Origin of the sequence: uncultured Agrobacterium sp., assembly GCA_913777615.1 — a bacterium.
GTDB lineage: Bacteria > Pseudomonadota > Alphaproteobacteria > Rhizobiales > Rhizobiaceae > Agrobacterium.
In genome coordinates this window covers 66,902-92,621 of sequence record CAJYTK010000005.1, presented here as the reverse complement: position 1 = coordinate 92,621, position 25,720 = coordinate 66,902, and the positions used below count along the sequence as shown (strand labels likewise).

Sequence of the window (25,720 nt, the reverse complement as noted above, 5' to 3'; positions counted from 1 at the left end):
ACGAGGGGCCGTGTGCGTTGAAGAACCGGCCCCGACTGCCTATCTCAAGATCAACCACTTGAACGATGACGCAAACGACCCGTGTGGTGCGCGTCGTACTTCGCATATGTTGAACGCGAGAGCGCGGACCTGTCCGCGAGATGAGGACCAAGAAACGATGAGCGGCCTTAAACTCATGGCGCTGGATGGCGAGGATCTCGCCATTATTTCCACTCACATGCAGGACAGTGTCTTCAAGTTGAAGGACGTGTCTTTCGATCCCCGTCCCGGCCAGCTCGTTCTGTCAGCCAACCGTTTCGTTTGGGAGCATGGCGGCAAAAAGAACCATCCGCCGGAGCGGTGCCGGTCTGCGCTGGTTCTGAAGCGTGTTGCGTCAGTCCGCTCCAGCGGCATCAACCGCAACGACAAGGAACAGGTCCATTCGCTTCTTGCCATCCGTTTCATCCAGAAGGGCGATGGACCCGACGGCACAATTGAGCTCACGCTCTCCGGAGGCGGGGCTATCGCGCTCGATGTGGAATGTATCGAGGCGCAGTTGACCGATCTGAGCGGTGCCTGGGAAACCGAGTCTAGACCCGTCCATCCGGCGGACTAATTAGAAGCGGTGAGGCGGGCGGGGAATTGCCTTGCCCGCATGTTTCGATTTATGCCACATACCCATGTGCCGTCTGCTTTCGAGGCGGCTGATAGTTGCGCCTCGCCGGCTCCGGGAGGCTTCAAAAAGGGTGAAGTGAAGTGGCAATCTGGCTGGAGCAATCGTCTTCTGATTTCGAACGGGATTTCGCTGCGTTCCTGACGACGAAACGTGAGGTTTCGGAGGATGTGAACGCTGTCGTGCGAGACATTATCGACGATATTCGCAAGCGCGGCGACGAGGCTCTGGCGCATTACTCTTTGAAGTTCGATGGGCTGGATTTTTCAAAAGCCGCCATGCGTGTCACGGAAGCGGAAATCGATGCGGCGGTGAGCGCGGTCGATTCTGAGGTTCTGGATGCGCTCAAGCTTGCGGCGCAGCGGATCGAGAAACATCACGCACGGCAGATGCCGAAAGACGATATCTATGAAGACGATATCGGCGTCGGCCTCGGCTCCAGATGGACCGCCATCGAAGCCGTTGGTCTGTACGTTCCAGGGGGCACTGCAAGCTATCCAAGCTCTGTGCTGATGAATGCGGTGCCGGCGAAGGTCGCGGGCGTCGAGCGTATCGTCATGGTCGTTCCGGCAAACGCCGGAAAGATCAATCTGGCTGTGCTCGCAGCGGCGCGTATCGCCGGTGTCGAGGAGATCTACCGCATAGGCGGTGCGCAGGCTATCGCAGCCCTGGCCTACGGCACTGAGACCATCGCCCCCGTTGCCAAAATCGTTGGACCGGGCAATGCTTATGTCGCGGCCGCCAAACGCCAAGTGTTCGGCACGGTGGGCATCGACATGATTGCAGGCCCGTCTGAAGTGCTGGTGATTGCCGACAGGCATAATGACCCGGACTGGCTGGCGGCCGATCTTCTGGCGCAGGCCGAACATGATCCGGGTGCGCAATCCATTCTCATCACCGATGATGCAGACCTAGGCCGCGCTGTCGAAAAAGCTGTAGAGAGACAGCTGAAACAGCTCTCGCGTTCTGAAACTGCGACCGCAAGCTGGCGCGACTTCGGTGCGATCATTCTGGTCGATGATCTCTCCAAATCTGTTCCGCTGGCCAACCGTATCGCGGCCGAGCATCTCGAGCTGGCGGTGGATGACCCGGAGACACTGATGGCGGGCGTTCGCAACGCGGGTGCGATCTTCGTTGGTCGTCATACGCCCGAGGTCATCGGCGATTATGTCGGCGGATCGAACCACGTTCTGCCGACGGCGCGGTCGGCCCGTTTCTCCTCCGGACTTTCTGTTCTGGATTTCGTCAAGCGCACCTCCATCCTGCGGCTTGGACCCGATCAGTTGCGCCAGCTCGCACCTGCTGCCATCACGCTTGCCAATTCGGAAGGGTTGGACGCGCATGCGCGGTCGGTCTCCATTCGTCTAAATCCGGAAGGGTAGGAGATGGCGGCAGGCGACTTCAGACTCTGCGACGTCGTGCTGGACGAAAGCATCGGCCGGTCGACGCCTGACGTGGAACACGAACGCGCCGTTGCCATCTTCGATCTAATTGAGGAAAACTCCTTCGAGCCCCTCGGTCATGAGGGCGGACCTTATCGGCTCAATATTTCGCTGGTGGAAGCAAAGCTCGTCTTCTCCATCACGACGCAGGAACAGCAAGATGTGGCCACACACATTCTGTCGCTGACACCCTTCCGTCGGATCATCAAAGACTACTTTCTGATCTGCGAAAGCTATTACGAGGCGATCCGCTCATCCACGCCAAGCCAGATCGAGGCGATCGACATGGGACGGCGCGGCATTCACAATGATGGATCGCAGACCCTGATGGACCGTTTGGCGGGAAAGATAAAGGTGGATTTCGATACTGCCCGTCGTCTCTTTACCCTCGTCTGTGTTCTTTATTGGCGGGGTTAGGCATGGATGGTTCGGGCGCTCCAGACTTGAAAGAAAAGGCCCCACGCGCCATATTGTTTATGTGTGGGATGAATTCCATCCGCTCTCCCATGGCGGAAGTCCTTGCCAAACAGCTCGTTGCGCCCGGAATTTATATCCAGTCCGCTGGAGTGAGGGCTGGCGAACGTGACCCCTTCGTCGATGCGGTTCTCGATGAATCCGGACTGACGCTCGGCAAGCACAAGCCACGCACGATGGATGAGATCGAAGATGACTTCTTCGATTTGATCATAACCCTGACACCCGAGGCCCATCACGCCGCACTCGAATTGACGCGCTACAATGCGCTCGATGTCGTCTATTGGCCGACGATGGATCCGACGGTAGAGACGGGCTCTAGAGAACAGAGGCTGGAAGCCTATCGCGAGGTTCGCGATCACCTGAAAAAGCTCATTTCGGAGCGTCTGCCGCAACGCGCGCAGCCATTTTCGGAAACGCTTTGAAGCAGACGACAATTTAGGTTCACAAATGTGCGGCGATTGTGTAGTTTCCGCGCAATTTTCCCGGGCAGTTTTCGCCCGGCATCATCAACAGGAAGAAACAAACCTATATGACAAAAGAAGAAGTCCTTGAATTCCCGGGCGTCGTGACCGAACTCCTGCCCAATGCGACGTTCCGTGTGAAGCTGGAAAACGAGCATGAGATCATCGCTCACACGGCAGGACGCATGCGCAAGAACCGTATTCGCGTTCTCGCTGGCGACAAGGTTCTGGTCGAAATGACACCTTACGACCTGACAAAAGGCCGCATCACCTACCGTTTCAAGTAATCGCCCGACAGATCGGACGGCTGGCAGAGCATGACAGACCCAAAACATAAGCTGATTCTGGCTTCCGGATCGCCACGCCGTCTTGAGCTTCTTCATCAGGTTGGTATTGAGCCTTCGCGGCTGATGCCGATGGACATCGACGAAACCCCAGCGCGTCTCGAACATCCCCGCACGCTCTGCAGGCGCTTGTCGCTGCAGAAGGCGCAGGCCGCTTACAAGGCGGTCAAAGGCGAGCTGGCCTGGCGGGATGCCTATATTCTGGGATCGGACACGGTCGTCGCCGTTGGACGCAGGATTGTCGGCAAGGCGGAATATATCGAAGACGCCTCGGCAGCCTTGCACCTTCTCTCCGGCAGAAGCCATTGGGTCTATACCGGAATCTGCCTGATCACGCCCAGTGGCAGGGTTCGCCAGAAGGTGGCCGAAACCAAGGTCCGTTTCAAGCGTTTGTCGCAGTCCGAAATTGAAAACTATATCGCGTCGGGCCAGTGGCGCGGCAAGGCCGGAGCCTATGGGATACAGGGTATTGCTGGCTGTTTCGTTCAGAAACTCACCGGCTCCTACACCAATGTGGTTGGCCTGCCGCTCTACGAAACGGCCTCACTTCTGGCCGGTGAAGGCTTCGAGGTGACGTCTGGCTGGCAGGAAGGCTGAAAGCCATGTCCCAATCCAAAGTCACGCCGCTGAGAAAGGCGCAGCCTTGCCCTGAATGCGGAAAGCCCTCATCGCGGGAAGATTATCCCTTCTGCTCGGATCGCTGCCGCTCTCTCGATCTCGCGCGCTGGCTGAATGGCGCCTACGCCATTCCTGTTGCCGATGATGAAGAGCATGCTGAAAATCGCCGCCGTAGCGATTCCGATAGCGAGTATTGATCCGGGCTTCTGCTCGGAAACAGAACTCCCCTGAAATTACGCAGCTTTAACCCGATCTCAACTGGGCAACGGCAAGCAGCGTATCCGCACTGATTGTCGCCGATCGTCCCATAAGGGTCAGGGCCGGGGATTGGGTGCTGCTGTTTTGCGTGTCATAAAGCGCGGTGAAGCGCTTTACCAGCTTGTCGACATATTCAGGGTCGCTCAGCTTATTCACGTCGATATATTTTTTAACGAGGTCGGCCTGCTTGGCAACATCCATGTTGGCGATGGAGGAGGGCAGGTTATAGGTCGTCTTGAAGAACGCGAAGAGTGCTGTGTCGCCGATAATACCGTAGGGGCTGGAAACCTCTGGCGCCTTGCGCTTGAAGTAGAGCGCGAGGCGAACGCCGTCATTCTGTTGGCCCTGCTGAACTTCCAATGTCTGTTGAAGATACTGGTTGGTCGTTTCCAGAATGGCGCCGCGCTGCTGAACGCCTTTCATCGTGCTTTCGTCCAGTTTCCCCTTGTCGCTGAAGTTGAAGGAGGCAACGATTTCCGCGAATTTGTTGCTGCTCTGCGTGTTGACGAAGCTCTTCGGATCGGAGAGATCCGACTTGAACATCCTGCGAAGATCTGCGGTCGAAACCTCCTTCGGATCAAGCCCATTGGCTTCCAAGACGAACTTGGTCAGGCGCGTGTCTTTGAGCAAATCGTCTGCTGTTTTGATGCTGGCAATAGTCGAGGTGTAATAGGCAATCTCTTTATCGGCGGCCTTTGAGGCAGTCTCTTTGGCAGCATCACTCAAGCCTCTGAGCTTGAGCGCTTTGTAGTCGGTGGTCACCTGGGTGACCATTCGCTCGGACTGGGCCGTCAGCGGCGCTTCCGCCTCGCCGGTGGAGGTGAAGTTGAAAGCCTTGACCAGTTCCACATATCGGTCGTCACCCAGCCGGTTGACGTAGCTTTTCCGGTCGTTGACGTCGCTTGAGAGAATTTTCTTGAGCTCGGACTTCGACACTTCATCCGGATTGATGCCAAACGCCCTCAGTGCAACATCCCAGATTTCGGTCACTGCATTGTTGTTCTTGTCGTCATCCTTCGCATTGGAAACGAAGAAATCATCGACTTTCGTGACTTTCGCGATGCGGTTCTCGTAGTTGGTCACCGCGTCGGCGATCTTCTTGTCCGAGTCCTTGGTGAACGCCTTCACATATTGCGTCGCCAGGCTGCTCGCCTGCGCCGCTGTCTGGGGAGTGCTGCCAGCGGCAAGAGAACCGTCGCTTTGAAACTCGAAGGCAGAGAGCAACTTGGTGTTGCCATAGGTGGTGGCAAAGTTCTGGCTGTACATCAGGCTTGCAACGCTGCTCGCCATAATGGCAGGGTTAAGGTCGAAGGCCGTCTTGACGTAAGCGACGAGACGGCTGTCCTTGACCAGATCCTGCGCACTTTGGACCTGGGAAATATGCTTGTCCCAGTACCGTTGGTTGGCTTCCAGCAAGGTCTTGGAAGGATAGGTCGACATGCTGGCGACGTAGTCGAGCTTTAGATCTTCCGTCTGATCGCTTGTCTGCGCCTGGCCGTTTATGGTTCCGTCGGCATTGAAGTTGAACAGACCCGTGAGCTTCTTCCAGGCGGGGTTCGACGCCGTGTTGGCAACGCTTTGGGGATCGTTAAGATCGCTCGTCAAGACCTGTTTCAGATACGCCTTCGATGTGTAGGTTGAATCAAGCCCGACGGCGTCAAGCACATAGGCGCGCAGCCGCGTATTGTTGACAAGATCGTCAACGCTCGTCACCGTACCGATGCGCGAGGCGAAATAGGCCGACTCTGTCTTGATGTTCGTTTCTTCGGCAGTGAAAGAAGCCTTGTAAGCTTCGGTCGTGCTATCCGCCTGCGCCGTGTTTTGCGCTACCTTGGTTTCGCCCTTGAAGTTGAAGGCCTGGGCAAACTGAAGATAGCGCTTGTCGGTCAGCGTATTGGCAAAACTCTTGCTGTCGCTGAGATCGCTTTCCAGCACTTTGCGCATGAAAGCCTTGCCATAGGTCATCTCCTCGAGACCGTATGCCTTCATCGCATAGGAATAGAGCCGGTAGTCGCCAAGCAGATCGTCGACGGTCTTTACCTTGCCGATATTGGCTTCGTAATATTCGGTGTCACGCTTGACGGACGCCTGACTCTCCACCTTGGACAGAGATGCCTTCATGTCCCGGTTAATGGTGAGATAGCTGTTATATGTCGACACAACCATGACAAGCCTTAGTTCGTTGAAGACCGTTCATGGTCTACGGATACGCGGTCATGGCGCAAATACTACACGCCACCATATTACAAGATGACGGTTGACCAAAGCTAAAAATTCTTTTTTCGCCCGTAAAACCCGGAAAATGCGGGCTTTTTGATCTCTTCTGGCCACTGTTCCTTTATGATGCCTGCCTCCACTCTCGCGCAAGCTTGAGGCGCTATTGCTCGGTCGTTGATCTGCGTCCAACAGGTTGGCAAGCCTTTTCATGATGGGAAGGTTTTGGATCGCCTGCCGGTTCTCATGATGAGATGGAGTTAGAATGGCTACCCCGCCCAGCGTAATGCCACTTCCGAAAGTCGCCCCGCGCGGACGCGACATTGGGTTTGCAGCGGGCATCGTTGCCATCTTGTGCATTCTGTTCCTGCCGATCCCACCCTTCATGATCGATATGGGACTGGCATTCTCCATCGCCTTTTCCGTTCTGATCCTGATGGTGTCACTGTGGATTCACCGTCCGCTTGATTTCTCCTCATTCCCGACGATCCTGCTGATCGCCACCATGATCCGCCTGGCGCTCAACATCGCGACGACGCGTGTGATCCTGTCGCATGGTCACCAGGGCCACGACGCTGCAGGTGGCGTGATTGCAGGCTTTTCGAGCCTGGTCATGTCCGGTGACTTCGTCATCGGTCTGATTGTCTTCCTTATCCTGATCGTGGTGAACTTCATCGTCATCACCAAGGGTGCCACGCGTATCGCAGAAGTCGGCGCCCGCTTCACCCTGGACGCCATTCCCGGCAAGCAGATGTCGATCGATGCGGATTTGTCGGCAGGTATCATCAACGAGAAGGAAGCACAGCTTCGCCGTCGTGAGCTGGAAGAGGAAAGCTCCTTCTACGGTGCGATGGACGGTGCGTCGAAATTCGTTCGCGGCGACGCCATCGCCGGTCTGCTCATCACCATGATCAACGTCTGTGGCGGCATCATCATCGGCGTCTTCCGCCACGGTATGCCGGTTGGCGAAGCGGCTGACGTCTTCGTCAAGCTTTCCGTTGGTGACGGTATCGTCACGCAGGTGCCTGCTCTGATCGTTTCGCTGGCGGCTGGCCTTATCGTCACCCGTGGCGGCACCCTCGGCTCCACCGATACAGCCGTCATCAACCAGCTGAGCGGTTATCCGAAGGCACTGTCCGTTGCCTCCGGACTGATGTTCATTCTCTCTCTTGTGCCGGGTCTTCCCTTCCTGCCCTTCGTTTCCCTCGGTGCAGGCCTCGCGCTTGGCGCGTGGTTCATTCCTCGCCAGATGCAGCGCGATAAGGACGTCGCTCAGGCCGAAGAAGACCAGAAGGTGGCCGACGCCAACCAGGCTGAAAGCGAAACGGTCAAGAGCGTCTTGCGCACCACGGAGATCGAGCTTGCACTTGGCAAGCAGGTGTCACCGCGACTTCTTGGCGCGCATCAGGAACTCGGTTTCCGCGTGGGCAAGATGCGCAAGAAGTTCGCTGCGCAGTACGGTTTCGTCGTGCCGGAAATCAAGGTCACCGACGATATCGCCATTCCCGACAAATCCTACCAGATCCGCATCCATGGAACGACGGTCGCAGCCAATACGCTGCGCGTCGGTGAAGTGCTCGTCATTACCGGCAAGGGCCGGCGTCCTTCGGTTCCTGGAGACGATGTCAGAGAACCCGCTTTCGGCATGCCAGCCGTCTCGGTTCTGGAGCATTTCGTCGACGATCTGAGACGCGAAGGCTTCCACCCGATCGACAATATTTCTGCTCTGTTGACGCATGTCAGCGAGGTCATCCGCAACAACCTTCCGATGCTGCTGTCCTACAAGGACGTCAAGGTGCTGATCGACCGGCTCGATCCGGAATACAAGAAGCTGGCCGACGAGATCTGCTCATCTCACATGTCCTATTCAGGCCTGCAGGCCATTCTGAAACTTCTTTTGGCCGAGCGGGTGTCCATCCGCAACCTGCATCTCATTCTCGAAGCCGTCGCCGAACTGGCACCGCACCTGCGCAAGACCGAACAGATCGTCGAGCACGTGCGCATCCGCATGGCCCAGCAGATCTGCGGCGACTTGTCCGACAATGGCGTCCTGCGGGTCTTGCGTCTTGGTACGAAGTGGGACGTGATCTTCCAGCAGGCGCTCAAACGCGATCCGAAGGGCGATGTCGTCGAGTTCGATATCGATCCGCGCCAGGTCGAAGAGTTCAGCAACGAGGCGACGAAAGTAATCCGTGAATATATGGATGTCGGACTGCCATTCGTGCTTGTCACACTGCCTGAAACACGCGCATATGTGAGAATGATTACGGAACGACTCTTCAGCACCTTGCCCGTGTTGTCGCATGTCGAACTGGCGAAGGGCACGGAAATCAAGATACTCGGCTCTATTTCATGATTTCGGATCCACAAGGAACCATCATGGCGCTGTTCCTGGCCTTTTGCCGGATCGGCGCCTGTCTTATGGCGATGCCTGGATTTTCTTCAGCCCGGCTTCCTGTACAGATCAGATTGTTCCTTGCCTTGACCCTGTCGCTCGCGCTCCTGCCATTGCTGTGGGATGTGATCTATCCAGTGACGCAGGGCAATATCGTCGCCTTCTTCAAGGCAATGGTCTTTGAAACACTCGTTGGAGCGATGTTCGGACTGATTGCCCACCTCTATCTCCTTGGCATGCAGTTTGCCGCAACCGTCATGGGTACGGCAATAGCGTTTACCGGTCCACCGGCGCAGGACGTGCTGGAGGATACCTCGGAAAGCCAGCTTGCCAGCATGCTGACTTTCGGCGTCTTGCTGCTGCTGTTCATTCTCGATTTTCACCACGTGATCTTCAAGGCGCTGGTGGAGTCCTATACCTCTATCCCGCTTGGCGGACCCGTGACGGCGCAGCGCATGTTGATTAGCCTCACCGATACGCTCGCGGCCTCCATGAACGTTGCTATCCGGGTTGCGAGCCCCTTCATCCTGTACGGCTTCCTGTTCAACGTGGCGATTGGTCTGATCAACAAGCTAGCGCCACAGATACCGGTCTACTTCATCTCCACGCCCTATGTTCTGGCAGGCGGCTTGCTGCTTCTCTACTTCGGTATCGCCGCGGTGGTGAACCAGTTCGTCAACGGTTTCTTCCTCGTTTTTGCGAATATGTGAGTGACATGGCGGATCTATCGAAATCGAAGAAGCTCGACAGATTGGTAAAGGTTCAGGGGCACCTGAAGAAGATGGTCGAGAACGAATTGGCCATCACCACCCGCGAGCGGACCGAGCTTGCCGAACGGATCGAGGAGCTCACCGGCTATCTGATTACCTATGATCCGCTTCATCAGGATATGCTCAAACATTATGTGATGCGGCACAGTCGTCTGATGGCCCGCGATGTCCGTCTGGAGGCCATTCAGCAGGTTCAGGAAAACCAGCTGCTGAAGGAAACCAAGAAAGGCGAGAAGCTGGAGGACAAACGCGACAGCGCCCGCGAAGATGAGGCGAGGGAGCGTGACGACAACAGCATCTACGAACTTGTCGATCTGCAGATCAGCCTGAAGTCCAGCCTCCAGCAAGGTTAGGCGTTTATCGTCATCCGATCAAAACGTGAAAGGATGACGACGTGGCGATTTCTCCTCCAAGCGATCTTGTGCTTGATGTGGTCAATGCGGCCGACCCTATGCAGGTCTCCGCTGCGCGCGAAAAGCTGCGGGCGGTTAGTGCGACGAAGGAAGCTTTGGTGCTGACGGCAAGCAATGCCGGTTTTGCATCCGCCATCAATAGCTTCGAAACGCCTGAAAGCAAGGCGGGCCTCTCTCGGGTTCATGCGTCGAGCGATCATGAGAAAATCCCCGAAACCTACCGGAAGTTCGAAGCAAGCGTACTCAACACCTTCATCCAGAACATGATGCCGTCCGAAACCGAGGAAGTCTACGGCAAGGGCGTGGCCGGCGACTTCTGGAAAGGCATGATGTCCGAGCAGATGGCAGACGCCATGTCCAAGAAGGGCGGCATCGGCATTGCCGAACAAGTCTACTCGCAGGCGCTCCAGCGCCAGCGCAACGCAGCCCCCGTGTCGGCCGGCAATGAGGACGACAAGAAGATCGCGATGAGCATGGTCACTGAGTTTCAGCGCCGCATCTTCTCTGACACCGACACCAAGAAAACCCAAAGCTGAGCAAGGCGGAGAGCTGAAGCAAGATGGAAATTGTCAATAACGACTACAGAATTCAGGCTGTTCTTGGCCGTCTCGAAACGGTCATCGACAACGAGAATGCCCGGATCGGTAAAGAGCCTGATTTCGATTTCAAACTGTCTAATGCCCATAAGAGCCGCTGCCTGTATGAATTGACCATGCTGATCCGCGATGTCGACGGGCCAAAGATCGCCGACGCTCATCGACAGCAAATCCTGGACATCAAGGCCAAGCTTGCCATCAATACACGTCGGGTCGAGGCCAGCCTCAAGGCTGTCAAGGCAGTCGTCGATCTGCTCAAGGACGCCCAGAAAAAGGCCGAGGATGACGGCACCTACTCGCTGCAACAATTCGCTCGTGAGGCGCAATGATTAAGCTGATTGCCACGGGGGTCTGGGTTCTTATCCTGACCCTTGGCGGGGTCTTTGCTGCTGCCAAGTTCGGCCAACCGCCGGCTGAGGATCATAAGGCCGATGCGCCGCCGCCTCCGCAGTATGTTCAGGGCGATCTGCTGACGCTGCCGGTGGTCAACGGCGGCAAAGTGTCCGGTTATTTTCTGGTGCGCTCCACGCTACTGGTCGATTCCGTCATGATGAAACAGATCAACGTTCCGATGCCGGCTTACATGACGGACGAGTTCTACGGCCTTCTTATCGGCGACAAGGTCCTCGACGTGAAGGATGCGGGCAAGTTCGATGTGGCAGCCTTCAAAACGAAGATCAAGGATGGCATCAACGCGCGGATGGAAAAGCCGCTCGTTCAGGACGTGCTGATCCAGCAGATGGACTTCATCTCCAAGGAAATCATCGATTCCAAGGACCCGACGCGCAAGCCGCAGAAGATCGTGATCAATACCGATCCAGAGCCGCCGAAACCGGCAGTGGCCAGCCCATCACACTGACCGCATCACCCCGCAAAGACACGGGGGGAATGTCCGGACCGACGATTCCAGTTGCAAGTTTCCCACGCGGCAACATCGGTCCGGATGTCGGAATTACTTCAAGAAGCGACCATGCCAGGATGCTCTGTCGCGGGAAGCGTCGTTTTCGCAGTCTATCACGCGAAAGGCCGTCAAAATGTCGGCAAGCTCGGCGCTACGCGCCTGTTCCACTGGGGCGAAAAAGCTTCAGTAAAACGATCTTACCAGTGAGCCGACGAGCAGATTCCAGCCATCGATCAGCACGAAGAACAGGATTTTGAACGGCAGCGAGATGGATGTTGGCGGCAGCATCATCATGCCCATGGCCATGGTGATGGTCGCGACCACCATGTCGATGACGAGGAACGGCAAGATCACCAGAAAGCCGATTTCAAAGCCGCGCCGGATCTCGGACAGCATGAAGGCCGGGACGAGAATGCGGTATTGCGGCTGCGTGCCATTCATCGTTTCCTGGCCGCGCTCGCTTGCCAAATCGACGAAAAGAGCCAGATCTTTCGGTCGCGTGTTGGCCAGCATGAAGGTGCGGAAAGGTTCTGCCGCCCTCTCGATCGCCTGCGCTTCGGTGATCTGGTTCTGCATCATCGGCTGGATTCCATCGTTCCACGAGCGCTCGAAGGTCGGCGCCATGACGTAGAAGGTCATGAACATCGCCATGCTCGTCAGGATCATGTTGGATGGCGTCGTTCCAAGCCCCATGCCCGAGCGCAGAATGGAAAAGGCGATGATGAACCGGGGGAAGCTTGTGACCATGATCAGGATGCCGGGCGCGATCGAAAGGATCGTCAGCAATCCGAAGGTACGAATGATCCATGCCGCAGCAGAGCCGTCGACAGGCAGATTTAACAAATCAGCCGGTGACTGCTGCGCAAAAGCAATCCCTGGGACCAGGGCGAAAGCAATCAGGCAGATGAGGGTGCGAATCATTCTATCACGAAGGTTTTGAATAAAACCTTGGATACGCGCCCTTTCGATCTGAGGTCAACAATCTCTGTCAGGTCATCCCTAAGATATTGGAAGCCGCGTGGGCCCTGAATTTGCTGGAGGGGCACTGTTCTGACATAGGCCATGAGTTCCTGGTGCAGTTCCTGCACCAGTGCGGGATCGGACGGGCCGTTGAATTGCAGGGCAAGTTCGAGCCTCACCCAGTTCTCCGCCGGATATCCCAGGTTGGTAATGATGGGATCGAGGTTTACCAGGCTTGGACCTGCCGCTGCGCCATGTCCCTCACCCTTGGGTGCTTCTCCATGCGCCTCTGCCTTCGGTGCCTCATGCCCGCCGGCTGCGGCAGTCTCTGCGGGCGCCTCAGGCGCGGGTGCCGGGACCGCAGTTGCCGTCGAGGCAGGTGGAGCCGGCACGAAAAGCATCTTGCCGACGAACCAGCCGCCGCCCAGCCCGAGAAGAGACAGAACCGCGACCGCGCCAATAACCGGAATAGGCGAGCTTTTCTTGGGTGCCGGTCCTTCAAGTGCCAACTGGTCGGTCATGGGTCTGTTGCCTGTCTATGATTTGCAGCTGGCCGAGCCGCGCCCTAACTGCCCTGTAGTACGAGATTTCGCGCGATCGTCAGATCGGCGAGAAGAGGTCGACGACCTGCTGTCCGACCGGCGGCTGCTGAACTTCCATCAGCCTGCCGCGGCCGCCGTAGGAGATGCGTGCTTCGGCGATCTTTTCGTAGGACACGGTGTTTTCCGAATTGACGTCCTGCGGTCTGACGATGCCTGCGACGTTGAGGATGCGGATCTCGTGATTGACGCGCACTTCCTGCGAACCGCTTATTAACAGGTTGCCGTTTTCCAGAATGCCTGTCACGACCGCCGCCACGAGAAGCGTCAGCTTTTCTGCGCGGTTTATCGAGCCCTTGCCGTTGGCTTCGCTGTCGTTGTCGAAGCTTAGAGACGAGTCCGCTTGTGGCTTCCAGCCGAGGATCTCCGCGTCTGCCTTCCAGCCGGTTTTTCTATTATTCTTCCGGCTGCGGTCAGTCTGGTTATCGAATGACGCCTTGTCGTTGATCTGAATGTTGACGGTCAGGATGTCGCCGATATTGAGCGCTCGCGAGTCCTTGAAGAGCGCCGCCTTGCTGTCGCTCCAAAGAGAATAGCCGCTGGCCGCATGCAGCGGCTGTTTCGGATAAGCCGACAATTGCGGGGCCTGACTGAACTGCAGGCCGCTACCAATCGGGCTCATGGCCGGCGCATTGCCGATTTCTCTCAGTGTCTGGTTCTTCGTGACGCTCTCGCATCCGGTCAGGATGCTCGCGGCTGAAAGGGCGAGGATGAGCGCTTTTTTCATGACGGATCTCTTGATGTGTTTTTATCGGTCGCACTGGCCATGATCGAAGCGACAGTCGCCGCTTTCTTCGCGTCCATTTCGCTGAGGATCAGCCCGGACTGGCGTGCCGGCAGTTTCATGATGATGGCAGCGGCAATACCGGGGTTCAGTTCTTGCAGCTGAGGTGCAGCTGCATCCGGCTTCATCGTCTTGTAGACATTGACGAGATTGGCCTCTGCCTGCTGGAGGAAATCGTTGCGGCGCTTCAGCCAATCTTCATACTCGGCCTTGCGTGCCTCAAGGGTGGCAACGCGCGCATCGATATCCTGCTGGAGCTTCTCAAGATCCTGCTTTTGCATCAGATAACGCTGGTCGCGCGCCTGATCGATAATGTTGGTGCAGTATTGCTGAATTTCCTGCCCGCTGGTTTCGCCCGTGGTGACACGCACCTGCTCCTGGGCTCGTGCCGAAGGCAGCGCGCCTGCAACAACGAAAAGGGCGAGAAGAACGCGCTTCGGCGTGAATATTTTGGAGGCGGTAACCGTCATTGCAATACCAACTCTGCCTGAAGCGCGCCTGCGGACTTAATGCCTTGAAGAATGGCGATGATGCCGTCCGGCTTGACGCCCATATTGTTCAAACCGGCCACCAGCGACCGAAGGCTCGGACCTTCGAGAATGGCGACGGGGCCGCCGCTTTTGTCGGCCTGGATATCCGTCTGCGGCTGCACGGCTGTCTGACCGCGTGAGAAGGGGGCGGGTTGAATAACCTGTGGTGATTCAGTCACTTGGACCGTCAGCGTACCGTAGCTCACCGCCACCTTCGAAACGCGAACGTCCGCGCCGATGATGATGGTTCCCGTGCGCTCGTTGATGACGACCTTGGCCGGCGTATCGGTCTCGACTGCGAGGTTTTCGATGCTTGCCATCAGACGAGTCAGATCCGCCGTTCGTGGCTTCTGGATATAGACGACCTGTGAATCGCGCGCTTCTGCGATCGGCTCGCCGAAGGATGTACGGGCATAGGAGTTGATGGTGTCGGCAACGCGGATGGACGTCGAAAAATCCGGGTTCCTTAATTGCAGTACGAGATTGACGGAATCCTTGAATTGCGACGGCAGCTCGCGTTCGATAATCGCGCCACTTGGGACGCGACCTGCGGTCGTGACGCCCTGTGTGAGCTGCGCTGCCTGCCCTTCGGCGTTGAAACCGGACACGATCACTGAGCCTTGCGCGACAGCGTAGATCTGGCCGTCGGCACCGGACATGGAGGTCATGATCAGAGTGCCGCCACGCAGGGACGAAGCATCGCCAAGAGAACTGACGCTGACATCCAGCCTGCTGCCGGGGCTGGCAAAGGGCGGCAGATTGGCCGTGACCATGACAGCTGCGACATTCTTGGAGGTGGTCTGGTTGCCCTGCATCGAAATGCCGAGATTTTGCAGCATGGCGCGCATGGACTGTTCGGTGAAGGGCGAGGAACGCATGCTGTCGCCGGACCCCTGAAGGCCGACGACAAGACCATAGCCGATCAACTGGTTTTCACGCCCGGCCTGCAAGGATGCGATATCCTTCACCCGCGCCACCGTCTGGGCTACGCCCTCGGATGCAGCCGCAAGGAAAGTCATGGTCGCAATTGCCGCGACGAGAAAACCTTGACGAAAACTCATTGCTGGAGGACCTCCACGGTTCCGTCGCGCATTGCCGTGCCGTTGATCGTCACGCCGGTGTCCTTGTTTCGGACACGCACCACATCGCCCGCCATTGCATCTTCGATGGCAACGCCGGATGCTGACAGGTTCATGCCGTTCTTGCTGTAGGTGATGCGGACCGTTGCGCCTCGTTCCACTGCATAAGGATCGCGCAGGTCGCCGATAGGAATGGTGCGTCCCGCGACAAGCGTCCTCTTGGACACTTTTCCGACGACGTCCTTGACCGATTCCGAGTAGCCCGGCGCGATGTTGGGATTGGTGACGGGAACCTCCGTCACCAGGCCGTGGGTAATGACTTCGCCAGAAAAAATCGTGGCTGTGGGGACGACAGCGAATTTCTGCTGCGACATTGCAAGCCCCGGTGCGGACATCGACACAGCCAATGCCATCACGAAAACTGCTATGCGACCTTGAACAGGCATGATTTTCGGGCGGAACTTCATGTTACCCTACCTTCTCGTTACTTCAGGTTCTGGCTGACGATCTGAGCCATCTGATCGGCGGTGGTGATCACCTTTGAGTTCATTTCGTAAGCGCGCTGGGCGGAAATCATGTCAGTGATTTCCTTGACGGAATCGACGTTGGAGCCTTCGAGGTAGTTCTGCTTCACGTAGCCGAAGCCGACCGACTGAGGGGTGGCATCGACAGCTGCGCCTGAGGCGTCCGTCTGCGCAAAGAGGTTGTCGCCAAGCGGGCGCAGGCCCGCTTCGTTGGCGAAGTTGCTCATGCTCAGCTGGCCGACTTCGGTCATCTGTGTGGCCGTGCCGATACGAACCGAAACGATGCCGTCCGCACTGATCTTGGTTTCGGTCGCGTCCGTCGGAATGGTGATCGCCGGCAATACCGGATATCCGTCCGTCGTTACCAGACGTCCGGTGGAGTCCATGTTGAAGGCGCCAGCACGGGTGTAGAGCGTGGCATTGTCGGGACCCTGCACGCGGAACCAGCCCTTGCCGATGATAGCGACGTCGAGGTCGTTACCGGTTTGGGAAACAGGGCCCTGGATGTGAAGCTTGCGGACAGCCGATGTCTGGACGCCGAGACCGATATTGGCGCCTTCCGGCACCATCGCCTGGTTTGCGCGGTTCATCACGCCCTGCGCACGTTCCGTTTGGTACAGCAGGTCGGTAAATTCGGCACGGCCGCGCTTGAAGCCGGTGGTGTTGATGTTCGCGATGTTGTTCGCGATGACCTCAAGGTTCGTCTGCTGGGCATCCATGCCCGTCGCTGCGATTGCTAAAGCTCTCATTTCTTAGGTCCTCACGGGTCAAATCTGCATTTTAACGACATCGAGATAGGCCGAAACGAGCCTGTCTCGCAGTGCTACGGCCGTCTTGAGGGTCTGGTCAGCCTGCATCACGGCATCGACGACCTCGCGCGTGCTGGCCTTGCCCTGTAGGCCGGCAAAAGACATAGCTTCGCTGGTCTTCAACGAGTCCATCGCGTCCTGTGCGACACCGCCCAACACGCTGGCGAAAGTCGGGCCGACAGTCGCGGTAGCGGCTGTGGACACGGCTGCGCCAGCAAAGGAGGTCAGTCCGCTCGCCACACCCTTGAGGCTGTCCATGGCGGAGTTGCTGGTCAGCGATTTCACGTTGTTGATGGAGTCGATCATCACGTAGCCTTCAATAGGTCTATGGTTGAGGTAATCAGATCGCGGGCCTGCTTGATGACCTGGAGATTGGCTTCATAGCCGCGGTTTGCTTCGCGAAGATCGGCCATTTCGATCAGCATGTTGACGTTCGGCAGCTTCACCATGCCCTTGTTGTCCGCAGCCGGGCTGTCCGGGTCGTATTCCTCGGTGAAGTTGGATTTGTCGAAGCCGAGCTTCTTGACCTGAACGAGATTGGTTCCGGTTGTGCGATCCAGTTCATTGGCGAACGTGATCGTCTTGCGGCGATAGGGGTCGGCACCTGGCGTGTCGCCCGTCGTTCGCGAGTTGGCAATGTTTTCAGAAACGATGCGTAGGCGCGTGGCCTGCACGTCCATGCCGCTTCCTGCAATTTTCAACGACGAGGATAAAGAGTCCATCTTACTTGCCCACCGCAGTCATCATCATGGTGTGGAAGGAGCGCACGAGCTGGGTGTTCAGCTCGAACTGCCGCTTGATCTCGCCCGTCTTGGCCATTTCCGTCGACAGCGAAACGGTATTTCCCGATTCCTGGACGCCGATTTCACTGGCGAGCGGCGCGTCCTTCAGGCCGATCTTGCCTGCACCCGTAACAGCCAGCTCCATATGGGCGGGGTTGGTGCGGGCCATCTGCATTCCGACCGACTTCAGTTCGGATTCGAAAGGCGCGACTTCCTTTGCGCGATACTGCGGCGTGTTGGCATTGGCAATGTTGGTAGCGACGACTTCCTGACGGATTGAAAGCCACTCGGCTTGCCGGGAAGCCAGCGCAAACAGCTGAATCGGCTGCATGACAATTCTCCGTGTTTAACCTGCCATTGGTCTAGAGACACAATCTTGCGCGGGACTTACGGAGGACGACGATGCTATCGGCGGGAAGCGGCATCGTCTGGTTTTAGCCGATCATTAACCATTTGTTTGCCATGGCCGTTTAGGTTTCGTTGATAGTTCCGTCAGATGAACGGTCCCACAGCCCTGCGGGTTTGCGATGGTTTTGCACTTGAAAAGACGTGTCGGTTCGGCCTCCGGGCAGCCAGAGGCAGGCAGGTGGCGCCGTGCCGCCCTTTCGTCGTGCTTCGTTCTGACCCTGGCTGCCACAGGCGCCGTCTTGCCATCGCTACTTGTTCCCGCTTCACCCGCAGCATATGTCTCTCATGCTGTGGTGAAGATCTCCGCTCCTGGCGCAGATACGGTCGATACCGACCGCCTTGCCGCCTCCGTGCAGCAGAGCATTCTATCCCCGCTTTCGCTCACACTCGCCATTTCGGACTTGAAGCTAAAGCCGGGCGATGTGATGGGTGTTGCCGAAGAGGGGAGGATCGCGATGCTTGCGAAGCTTCTTCTGGGGGATGTGCAGCAGCAAATTCCAGTGAACGCCATTGAAGAGGCGTTGCGCAGTTCGGTGAAAATCACCGCGTCTTCGAAGAGCAGTATTGACATCGACGCCATGGCTGCAACGCCCCAGGCTGCAAGGCGTATTGTCGATTACCTCGCAGGCCAGGTGGCCAAGACCACCGGCGGCGAACAGGCGAGCCCGGAATTGCAGGCGGTTGAAAAGGCGCGTGCCGCACTCGATACCGCCGAAGGCGCGTTGACGGGGTTTCAGATGCGCAACGGCAACGACATCGTTTCCCGTATTCAGAACCTGCAGCAGTCGCTTCACGAAGCCGATGCGACGATCGCGGCTCTTGGGCAGAAGGAGCATGATCTCGCGCAGGCCGTCACGAAAGTTTCGTCTATGAAGACGGACGATGTGCTGACAAAGGCGCTGCCGCCACTTGCTCCTTTCGATGCCCTCGCTTCGGTAAGGGACAACTACACGACGGCGAAACTTGCGCTTGACGACGTCAATGTCGATCACGGTCCTAAGCACCCCCGCACCATTGCAGCGCAAGGCGCAGTCGATGCCGCTCGGTCTGCCGCGATGCCCGCATTGCGCCGGGCTCTGGAAAGCGTCAAAGGCGAATTGAAGGAGGTTTCTGCCAGCCTCAACGCTCAGACGCGCCAGAAAACCGCTATTGAGGATGATTTGCGCGCCATGGGTGCCGCACCCGCTGAACTCGCAAAGCTGGAGAAGGCTTTGGACAGCGCCAGGCGCGATTATCTGGTTGCCAGCCAGAAGGCCGGTCCGTTTGCTGCCCCCGCCACCTCCTCCGTAATTGCTAAACCGGCGTCGCCCGGCGTACTCCGGGATCAGAGCTCCGGCATCATGAACGGCGTCATGGCCGCTGGCGGCGCGCTGTCGGGCATGCTGCTGGCACTTTTCCTGATGAGCTTCCGTCGCTCGGAGGCAGAAGCGCAGCATGAGATCGCCACGCAGGAGGTCGTTTCCAACACCGTTATCATCGACGACGCCTCGGCAAACGCCGAAACTGCTCGCGATCAGCACTTCCAGATCGAACCCGATATTTTCCATGATATCGTCGCAGATGACATCGAGCTTCACTCTGACGACCGGGCCTATGATCTTGAGCCGGACGAAGAGCCCGATGACGGCCTCCACGACAAGCCAGCCAACGATATTCCGCTCGATGAGCGTGTACGCCAGGTTCTTATGGCCAACCGCGTTCGGATGGAGAAAAAAGTGGAGCAGGGCGATGGATCCTGGCTGCCGCCTTTGCTCGCCGCAGCCTTGGAAGGCAAGGCTGAGCATATAGGGGCCGAGACGGAAGAGGTGCGTGCCCTGCGGCGGGAAATCGCCGCGCTGAGGCAAAGAGTGAACGGCTTTGCCGAAGACGACATGCGGCGTCGCGCCTGATCCACTGATTTCTCCTTGCAATCTATAGCGTCGCGCAGCATTAGGGTTTCGCTCTAGGCAGGGTTCGCGGGCGAGCCGATTCCCGCCGTGATGTTCTCAGGAGGCAGTCATATGGTTGTTGTGATCGACGGCAAGGCCAAAGCGGCATCGGTGACGGATGCTGTGAAAGACGCGGCGGAGCGGCTGGAGCGTGAAACCGGCAAGAAGCCCGGTCTGGCTGTGGTTATCGTCGGTGACGACCCTGCAAGCCACGCCTACGTGAACTCCAAGAGCAAGATGGCAAAGCAGTGCGGCTTCAACTCTCTTCAGCACACGCTGCCGGAAGAAACGACACAGCAGGAGCTTGCTACCCTGGTCGCAACGCTGAATGCGGACGCATCGATACACGGCATTCTCGTTCAGTTACCGCTTCCAAAGCACCTCGATTCCGATCCGATCATCCAGTCGATCCTGCCGGAAAAGGATGTCGATGGTCTGAGCGTCTTGAATGCCGGAAAGCTCGCTGTCGGCGATCTGAAGACAGGCCTGCTCTCCTGCACCCCGGCCGGTGCCATGCTTCTGGTTCGCAGCATCCATGGCGATGATCTGTCCGGCCTGAACGCCGTGGTGATCGGTCGTTCCAACCTGTTCGGCAAGCCGATGGGTCAATTGCTGCTCAACGCCAACGCAACGGTGACGATGGCGCATTCGCGCACTAAGGATCTGGCCTCCGTCTGCAAGTCCGCCGACATTCTTGTTGCCGCCGTCGGTCGCGCGCAAATGGTGAAGGCCGATTGGGTCAAGCCCGGCGCGACCGTCATCGATGTCGGCATCAACCGCATTCCCGCACCCGAAAAGGGCGAGGGCAAGTCGAGGCTCGTCGGCGATGTGGCGTTCGAAGAGGCAAGTGCGGTCGCCGCGGCCATCACGCCTGTCCCCGGCGGCGTTGGTCCGATGACGATTGCCATGCTGATGGCCAACACGGTGATTGCTGCGCACAGAGCGCTCGGCAAAGACGCGCCGACGTTCTGAGTTCAAAACCGAAAATATAAAAACATTCGGACACAAGACCGGATAGGTTTGTGCTGAATGCTGTTCTGCAAGAATGGTTTTAGCTCCGAAGAATGGCGGCAGATTTTGCTTGCCATGCTCCATCAGTCGTTTGTGTTTGTCACCGACGCGGCGTAACCTGAAGATCGGCCACGCATGCCGTTTCTATAAGGACGCCGAAATGATTTCAGAAACCTTCGCAATCATCCGCAAGAATTTCCTATTTTACTTCGTTACAGTTTCTCTCATCATTGCTGCAATTATTCTGGATGATCATTTTTCTCACACATCGAGTCAGACCACGGGTTTCATCTGGATTTTGCTTTCACGATGGACGCAGGTATCCATGCTATACAATCGAAGATTTAAAGATCAGGGTCGACAATATTATTCACTGTCAAAAGATCTTGGTTTCTTCGGTAAAAATATTCTCATTATTCTATTGGCCACCGTCTCAGCCATCGCGACGGCGGTCTACTTCGGAAGCAATCAGGGCAATTTTACCGGTTTGGTGTTGATTTACGGTATTCTGTTTTCGTTGATCGTGTCTTCTGTTCTCTACGCTTTGATCGGCACGTGGCTACCTGCTGGGCTTTACGGATCTGCAACTCGCTTTGGTGACGCGCTTAGACGTGGATCTCGCACTTTCGCAAAGACCTTCGCCAGAATTTTCATCGCGATGGCGATTCCGGCCGCAATCTCTTTTATCGTCACCGCATTGATGTTCGCTCGCGGTGATTCCGGGAGCATCTTCGTCGCTGGAGTGATTAATTTCCCCTCTTTGGTAATTGCTATCTGCCTAAGCACGTTGGAGGCCGTGAGCGTCACTTACGTATCGGTTGTGCTAACGCGGGAATATATGCGCGCGGAGGGTTTGTCAGTGATGCCGACACTCGAGGCTGCGACGTAAAGTTGGGCTCGCCGGCCATAGGGGCTTGGGTTTTAACTGAGGCGGTCAGCTGCAGTTTGCATCAAATTACTGAGGCCACTAAGACAGCCGGGGGGTAGATCTAACGAGGAGCGGGCCCGGTCGAGGCGCGCACCACCAGTTCCGCTTTCCACAACTCGTGAAACGGCTCGTTTTGCCCGGTCTTGATCTGGGCGATCAGCCGTTCGGCGACGCGCATGCCTGCTGCTCTAAGAGAGGACCGTGTTGTGGTCAGCGGCACGGAAAAGTTGACCGGCTTCAAGAGTGGCAGCACGTCGTCATGGGCGATGAGGGAAATATCCCGCCCGGGGCGCAGGCCCCGCTGGTTCAGCGAGCGGATGGCGCCGAGCGCAAGTGCGGTGGAGGCACAGAGAACGGCGGTCGGCTGCTGCGGCTGGTCGAGCAGCCGCTCCATCATCAGGAACCCGGCCTCGTCGGTCATCACGCTGTGGCTGACCTTGTCAGGATCGAGTGAATGGCCCTGAGCGGCCAATGCCGCTTCCACACCGCGGTAGCGACGGAAGGTAAAGTCGTAACCCTCCGGCCCATTGATCAGCGCGATATTTTCATGGCCGAGTTGGAGCAGCAGCGATGCGGCGTCATGAAAGGCGCCCTCATTGTCGACGTCGAGAAAGGGATAGTCCGGCTCGATTCCCCAGGAGCGGCCGTGCACCATGAAGGGGATCGACAGGCTCTTCATCATCGCGATGCGACGATCGTTCTTTTTCATATAGGCGAGATAGATGCCGTCCACCGTGCCATTGGCGGCGAGATCCTGCAACGCTTCGTCCTCGTCACGCGGATCGGTCGGCATGATAACGAGGTGAAACCCGTTTCTCGCCGAGACCTCCCCAAGCCCGTTGAGGAACTCCCCGAAGTGAACGTCGGATTGATGTTCTGCACCCGTGGGCATCACGAGACCGATGGAGCCGACCTTGCCGGTCGCCAGCCGCTGCGCTGCCGCGTTGGGTCGATAACCGTTCTGGCGCGCTGCCTCGATGATCTTCCGGCGCGTTTCGGCATTGACTTCGGGATAACCGTTCAGGGCGCGGCTGATCGTCGTCTGAGAGATGCCAAGCAACTGCGATAGTTGTTTCAGATTCATGCCCAGCCTCCCTCTGCTGCTCAAGCCCGCGGACTCTGGAAAGGGACAGCTCCTCCACCGTCTCCAAACCGCTTTGAAGGCTAGCAAGTGTTGAAGCGCTAGACAATTCAAAAAACTCTGCTGCAGCGCAAATACAGTCTTCCGCGCAGCAAAAGAGGACCAAATTTGGGATGATCATCAACCCTCTTGACTCTGAGCAATTCTCAATGAGATGAATAGGCAGCCAAAGCGCTTTGAAAAGATACGCCGAAGCCGATTAATGTGATGGGAGGTAGATCACATGAAAAAATTATTTTTGACGACCGTTGCCGTAGCCACGCTTCTGTCGGGCGCATCCTTTGCTGCCGATCTCAAATTCAAGCCGGGTGAAGACAGCAAGTTCAACTGGAAGAGCTACGAAGCCTTCAAGGCCGCCAATTCCAGCCTGAAGGGCGAAACGCTGACCATCTTCGGACCGTGGCGCGGCGAAGACGAAGCCCTGTTCCAGTCCGTGCTGGCCTATTTCGCCGATGCGACCGGCGTCAATGTCCGTTATTCGTCTTCGGAAAATTACGAGCAGCAGATCGTCATCGACACGCAGGCCGGCTCGCCGCCAAACGTCGCGATCCTGCCGCAGCCTGGCCTTCTGGCTGACCTCGCCGCCAAGGGACTTCTCACTCCGCTCGGTGACGAGACGGCAAATTGGGTGAAGGAAAATTACGGCGCGGGCCAGTCCTGGGTCGATCTTGGCATGTACAAGAACAAGGACGGCAACAAGGCCTATTTCGCCTTCCCGTTCAAGGCCGACGTCAAGTCGCTGGTCTGGTACGTTCCTGAGAACTTCGAGGAAGCCGGTTACAAGGTGCCGGAGACCATGGAAGATCTCGTCAAGCTCAGCGACCAGATCGTCGCCGATGGCGGCACGCCATGGTGCATCGGTCTCGGCTCTGGTGGCGCGACCGGCTGGCCGGCAACCGATTGGGTGGAAGACTTCATGCTGCGCACGCAGCCGCTCGATGTCTACCAGAAGTGGACGACGAATGAGGTGAAGTTCAACGATCCGCGCGTCGTTGCCGCCATCGAGGAATTCGGCAAGTTCGCCAAGAACGACAAGTATGTTTCGGGCGGTGTTGCCGCTGTTGCCTCTACCGACTTCCGTGACAGCCCGAAGGGCCTCTTCGACATTCCACCGAAGTGCTACCTGCACCGTCAGGCTTCCTTCATCCCATCCTTCTTCCCAGAGGGAACGAAGGTCGGAACGGATGTTGACTTTTTCTACATGCCGACCTTCGCCTCCAAGGCCGATCTCGGCAAGCCGGTTCTCGGTGCTGGAACGCTCTTTACCATCACCAAGGACTCCAAGGCTGCGCGTGCTCTCGTAGAGTTCCTCAAGACGCCGATCGCCCATGAAGTCTGGATGGCGCAGTCTGGCTTCCTCACACCATTCAAGGGTGTGAACACGGATGCCTATGCCAATGATCAGGTTAAGCGTCAGGGCGAAATTCTGACGACGGCCACTACCTTTGGCTTCGATGGTTCCGACCTCATGCCTGGCAAGATCGGCGCTGGCGCGTTCTGGACCGGTATGGTCGATTTCGTCGGCGGCAAGTCTGCCGAGCAGGTCGCCAACGATATCCAGAAGGCCTGGGACGGCTTGAAGTAATCCTCAGATCCAGCCCGGCAGTCATCGCTGCCGGGCTGTCATCGATAGAACGGCGCGGGAAACGCGCCGAATATAAGTAAGATCGGGGAGGGAATGATGATCACGCAAATCGTATCCGCGCTGGGTGTCGTTATCGTCGGCGTCTTTGCCTGCGCCGCCTATTACTGGCTGTCGGACAAGGCGTTGCAATTTATCTTTCCGGTGCGGGACGGCGATGTCATTCACGCGTCGCGCAATCTCAACCGGCGCGCGGCCGTTCGTCCCTGGCTCTTTGTCGGGCCGGCCCTGCTGCTGCTTGCCGTCTATCTTGTCTACCCGGTCGTTGCGACCTTCATCCTGTCTTTCTACGATCGGACAGGAGCCAATTACGTCGGTCTCGCCAATTACGTCTGGGCCTTCTACGACGCCGGTTTCCGCCAGTCGATCTTCAACAACATTCTCTGGCTTGCCGTGGTCCCCGCCGCCTGCACCTTCCTCGGTCTCGTTATCGCTGTGATGACTGACCGGATCTGGTGGGGTAACATTGCAAAGTCCATCGTCTTCATGCCGATGGCGATTTCCTTCGTCGGCGCCTCCGTCATCTGGAAATTCATATATGAGTATCGCGGCGAGGGGCAAACGCAGATCGGCCTGCTGAACGCGCTCGTCGAGTTCTTCGGCGGCAATCCGCAGGTGTGGATTTCCATGCCCTTCTGGAACAACTTCTTCCTGATGGTCATCCTGATCTGGATCCAGACCGGCTTCGCCATGGTCATCCTGTCGGCGGCCCTTCGCGGAATCCCTGAAGAAACCATCGAAGCCGCCGTCATCGACGGTGCCAATGGCTGGCAGATTTTCTGGAAGATCATGGTGCCGCAGATATGGGGAACCATCGCTGTTGTTTGGACCACCATCACCATCCTCGTCCTCAAGGTTTTCGATATTGTTCTGACGATGACCAATGGCCAGTGGAACACCATGGTTCTTGCCAATCTCATGTTCGACTGGATGTTCCGCGGCGGTGGAGATAGCGGGCGAAGTGCCGTTATCGCGCTTGTCATCATGGCAGCCGTCACGCCGATCATGATCTGGAACATCCGCCAGGCGAACCGCGAGATGGAGGGCCGCTGAT

The 25,720-nt window shown here is 57.3% G+C and carries 29 protein-coding genes and 1 pseudogene; 18 read left to right on the top strand and 12 right to left on the bottom strand.

Annotated elements, in window-relative coordinates:
• Window positions 1-157 precede the first annotated feature (157 nt).
• From QZ862_RS04190 to yacG, 7 genes are all read left to right on the top strand, one after another.
• Window positions 158-595, top strand: coding sequence for a DUF2948 family protein (locus QZ862_RS04190; RefSeq protein ID WP_296097714.1), 438 nt, complete (start codon window positions 158-160; stop codon window positions 593-595).
• A gap of 140 nt (window positions 596-735) precedes the next feature.
• Window positions 736-2,034: a histidinol dehydrogenase gene (gene hisD / locus QZ862_RS04185; protein WP_296097712.1), complete on the top strand. Its 1,299-nt coding sequence runs from the start codon at window positions 736-738 to the stop codon at window positions 2,032-2,034.
• Between the two features lie 3 nt (window positions 2,035-2,037).
• Window positions 2,038-2,511 (top strand): UPF0262 family protein, encoded by a 474-nt coding sequence (locus QZ862_RS04180; protein ID WP_296018260.1) that lies wholly within the window; start codon window positions 2,038-2,040, stop codon window positions 2,509-2,511.
• A gap of 2 nt (window positions 2,512-2,513) precedes the next feature.
• Window positions 2,514-2,993, top strand: a complete 480-nt coding sequence (locus tag QZ862_RS04175) for a low molecular weight phosphatase family protein (protein ID WP_296080770.1) — start codon at window positions 2,514-2,516, stop codon at window positions 2,991-2,993.
• A 107-nt stretch (window positions 2,994-3,100) separates the two neighbouring features.
• Complete coding sequence (gene infA / locus QZ862_RS04170) at window positions 3,101-3,319, top strand: translation initiation factor IF-1 (protein WP_027673809.1); 219 nt, start codon at window positions 3,101-3,103, stop codon at window positions 3,317-3,319.
• 30 nt (window positions 3,320-3,349) lie between these two features.
• Complete coding sequence (locus tag QZ862_RS04165) at window positions 3,350-3,973, top strand: Maf-like protein (RefSeq protein ID WP_296080773.1); 624 nt, start codon at window positions 3,350-3,352, stop codon at window positions 3,971-3,973.
• Window positions 3,974-3,978: 5 nt separating this feature from the next.
• On the top strand, window positions 3,979-4,191 hold the full coding sequence (gene yacG, locus QZ862_RS04160; RefSeq protein WP_296018266.1) for a DNA gyrase inhibitor YacG: 213 nt from the start codon (window positions 3,979-3,981) through the stop codon (window positions 4,189-4,191).
• Window positions 4,192-4,237: 46 nt separating this feature from the next.
• Here yacG and QZ862_RS04155 read toward each other — a convergent pair whose 3' ends face one another.
• A complete protein-coding gene (locus QZ862_RS04155) occupies window positions 4,238-6,418 on the bottom strand; it encodes a DUF1217 domain-containing protein (protein WP_296097711.1) in 2,181 nt (726 codons plus the stop codon).
• 313 nt (window positions 6,419-6,731) lie between these two features.
• On the opposite strand from QZ862_RS04155, the gene flhA reads away from it, so the two are divergent.
• From flhA to QZ862_RS04125, 6 genes are read left to right on the top strand one after another with little or no spacing between them, the layout of a single operon-like run.
• The gene (gene flhA, locus QZ862_RS04150) at window positions 6,732-8,822 is read left to right on the top strand and encodes a flagellar biosynthesis protein FlhA (protein ID WP_296018268.1); all 2,091 of its coding nucleotides are present in this window, start codon (window positions 6,732-6,734) and stop codon (window positions 8,820-8,822) included.
• Window positions 8,819-9,571 carry a flagellar biosynthetic protein FliR gene (fliR, locus tag QZ862_RS04145; RefSeq protein WP_296018269.1) on the top strand — a complete coding sequence of 251 codons (753 nt, stop codon included), beginning with the start codon at window positions 8,819-8,821 and terminating at the stop codon, window positions 9,569-9,571. Before flhA ends, fliR begins: the two co-directional genes overlap by 4 nt.
• Window positions 9,572-9,576: 5 nt before the next feature.
• The gene (locus tag QZ862_RS04140; protein ID WP_296097709.1) at window positions 9,577-9,984 is read left to right on the top strand and encodes a hypothetical protein; all 408 of its coding nucleotides are present in this window, start codon (window positions 9,577-9,579) and stop codon (window positions 9,982-9,984) included.
• A 41-nt stretch (window positions 9,985-10,025) separates the two neighbouring features.
• Complete coding sequence (locus QZ862_RS04135; protein WP_296097706.1) at window positions 10,026-10,580, top strand: rod-binding protein; 555 nt, start codon at window positions 10,026-10,028, stop codon at window positions 10,578-10,580.
• A 23-nt stretch (window positions 10,581-10,603) separates the two neighbouring features.
• Window positions 10,604-10,969 (top strand): hypothetical protein, encoded by a 366-nt coding sequence (locus QZ862_RS04130; RefSeq protein WP_296018273.1) that lies wholly within the window; start codon window positions 10,604-10,606, stop codon window positions 10,967-10,969.
• Complete coding sequence (locus QZ862_RS04125) at window positions 10,966-11,499, top strand: hypothetical protein (RefSeq protein ID WP_296097705.1); 534 nt, start codon at window positions 10,966-10,968, stop codon at window positions 11,497-11,499. The genes QZ862_RS04130 and QZ862_RS04125 overlap by 4 nt, the downstream gene beginning before the upstream one ends.
• A 225-nt stretch (window positions 11,500-11,724) precedes the next feature.
• On the opposite strand, the gene fliP is transcribed toward QZ862_RS04125, so the two are convergent.
• From fliP to flgB, 10 genes and pseudogenes are all read right to left on the bottom strand, one after another.
• The gene (gene fliP, locus QZ862_RS04120) at window positions 11,725-12,462 is read right to left on the bottom strand and encodes a flagellar type III secretion system pore protein FliP (protein WP_296018275.1); all 738 of its coding nucleotides are present in this window, start codon (window positions 12,460-12,462) and stop codon (window positions 11,725-11,727) included.
• On the bottom strand, window positions 12,459-13,022 hold the full coding sequence (locus QZ862_RS04115; protein ID WP_296018277.1) for a flagellar basal body-associated FliL family protein: 564 nt from the start codon (window positions 13,020-13,022) through the stop codon (window positions 12,459-12,461). The genes fliP and QZ862_RS04115 overlap by 4 nt, the downstream gene beginning before the upstream one ends.
• A 79-nt stretch (window positions 13,023-13,101) precedes the next feature.
• Window positions 13,102-13,827 carry a flagellar basal body L-ring protein FlgH gene (gene flgH / locus QZ862_RS04110; protein WP_296018278.1) on the bottom strand — a complete coding sequence of 242 codons (726 nt, stop codon included), beginning with the start codon at window positions 13,825-13,827 and terminating at the stop codon, window positions 13,102-13,104.
• A complete protein-coding gene (locus QZ862_RS04105) occupies window positions 13,824-14,354 on the bottom strand; it encodes a MotE family protein (RefSeq protein WP_296018279.1) in 531 nt (176 codons plus the stop codon). Before QZ862_RS04105 ends, flgH begins: the two co-directional genes overlap by 4 nt.
• Window positions 14,351-15,388, bottom strand: a pseudogene (locus QZ862_RS04100) (flagellar basal body P-ring protein FlgI); the annotation flags it as partial. The gene QZ862_RS04105 and the pseudogene QZ862_RS04100, both read right to left, overlap by 4 nt.
• A gap of 83 nt (window positions 15,389-15,471) precedes the next feature.
• Entirely contained in the window at window positions 15,472-15,960 is a 489-nt protein-coding gene (flgA, locus tag QZ862_RS04095) for a flagellar basal body P-ring formation chaperone FlgA (RefSeq protein WP_296097703.1), read from the bottom strand.
• 17 nt (window positions 15,961-15,977) lie between these two features.
• Window positions 15,978-16,766 carry a flagellar basal-body rod protein FlgG gene (gene flgG, locus QZ862_RS04090; protein WP_296018281.1) on the bottom strand — a complete coding sequence of 263 codons (789 nt, stop codon included), beginning with the start codon at window positions 16,764-16,766 and terminating at the stop codon, window positions 15,978-15,980.
• 18 nt (window positions 16,767-16,784) lie between these two features.
• The gene (locus tag QZ862_RS04085; protein WP_296018284.1) at window positions 16,785-17,132 is read right to left on the bottom strand and encodes a flagellar hook-basal body complex protein FliE; all 348 of its coding nucleotides are present in this window, start codon (window positions 17,130-17,132) and stop codon (window positions 16,785-16,787) included.
• The gene (gene flgC / locus QZ862_RS04080; RefSeq protein WP_296018286.1) at window positions 17,132-17,548 is read right to left on the bottom strand and encodes a flagellar basal body rod protein FlgC; all 417 of its coding nucleotides are present in this window, start codon (window positions 17,546-17,548) and stop codon (window positions 17,132-17,134) included. Before flgC ends, QZ862_RS04085 begins: the two co-directional genes overlap by 1 nt.
• 1 nt (window position 17,549) lies before the next feature.
• On the bottom strand, window positions 17,550-17,939 hold the full coding sequence (gene flgB, locus QZ862_RS04075) for a flagellar basal body rod protein FlgB (protein WP_296018288.1): 390 nt from the start codon (window positions 17,937-17,939) through the stop codon (window positions 17,550-17,552).
• A 208-nt stretch (window positions 17,940-18,147) separates the two neighbouring features.
• Between flgB and QZ862_RS04070 the strand changes: the two genes are divergently transcribed.
• From QZ862_RS04070 to QZ862_RS04060, 3 genes are all read left to right on the top strand, one after another.
• A complete protein-coding gene (locus QZ862_RS04070; protein WP_296097701.1) occupies window positions 18,148-19,905 on the top strand; it encodes a hypothetical protein in 1,758 nt (585 codons plus the stop codon).
• A 111-nt stretch (window positions 19,906-20,016) separates the two neighbouring features.
• A complete protein-coding gene (gene folD / locus QZ862_RS04065; RefSeq protein WP_296097699.1) occupies window positions 20,017-20,916 on the top strand; it encodes a bifunctional methylenetetrahydrofolate dehydrogenase/methenyltetrahydrofolate cyclohydrolase FolD in 900 nt (299 codons plus the stop codon).
• Between the two features lie 199 nt (window positions 20,917-21,115).
• The gene (locus QZ862_RS04060; protein WP_296097697.1) at window positions 21,116-21,844 is read left to right on the top strand and encodes a hypothetical protein; all 729 of its coding nucleotides are present in this window, start codon (window positions 21,116-21,118) and stop codon (window positions 21,842-21,844) included.
• 100 nt (window positions 21,845-21,944) lie between these two features.
• Here QZ862_RS04060 and QZ862_RS04055 read toward each other — a convergent pair whose 3' ends face one another.
• Window positions 21,945-22,973: a substrate-binding domain-containing protein gene (locus QZ862_RS04055; RefSeq protein WP_272865798.1), complete on the bottom strand. Its 1,029-nt coding sequence runs from the start codon at window positions 22,971-22,973 to the stop codon at window positions 21,945-21,947.
• A gap of 274 nt (window positions 22,974-23,247) precedes the next feature.
• Here QZ862_RS04055 and QZ862_RS04050 point away from each other — a divergent pair, with 274 nt between their 5' ends.
• A complete protein-coding gene (locus QZ862_RS04050) occupies window positions 23,248-24,609 on the top strand; it encodes an ABC transporter substrate-binding protein (RefSeq protein WP_296097695.1) in 1,362 nt (453 codons plus the stop codon).
• A gap of 96 nt (window positions 24,610-24,705) precedes the next feature.
• On the top strand, window positions 24,706-25,719 hold the full coding sequence (locus QZ862_RS04045) for a sugar ABC transporter permease (protein ID WP_113260147.1): 1,014 nt from the start codon (window positions 24,706-24,708) through the stop codon (window positions 25,717-25,719).
• Window position 25,720: the final 1 nt, after the last annotated feature.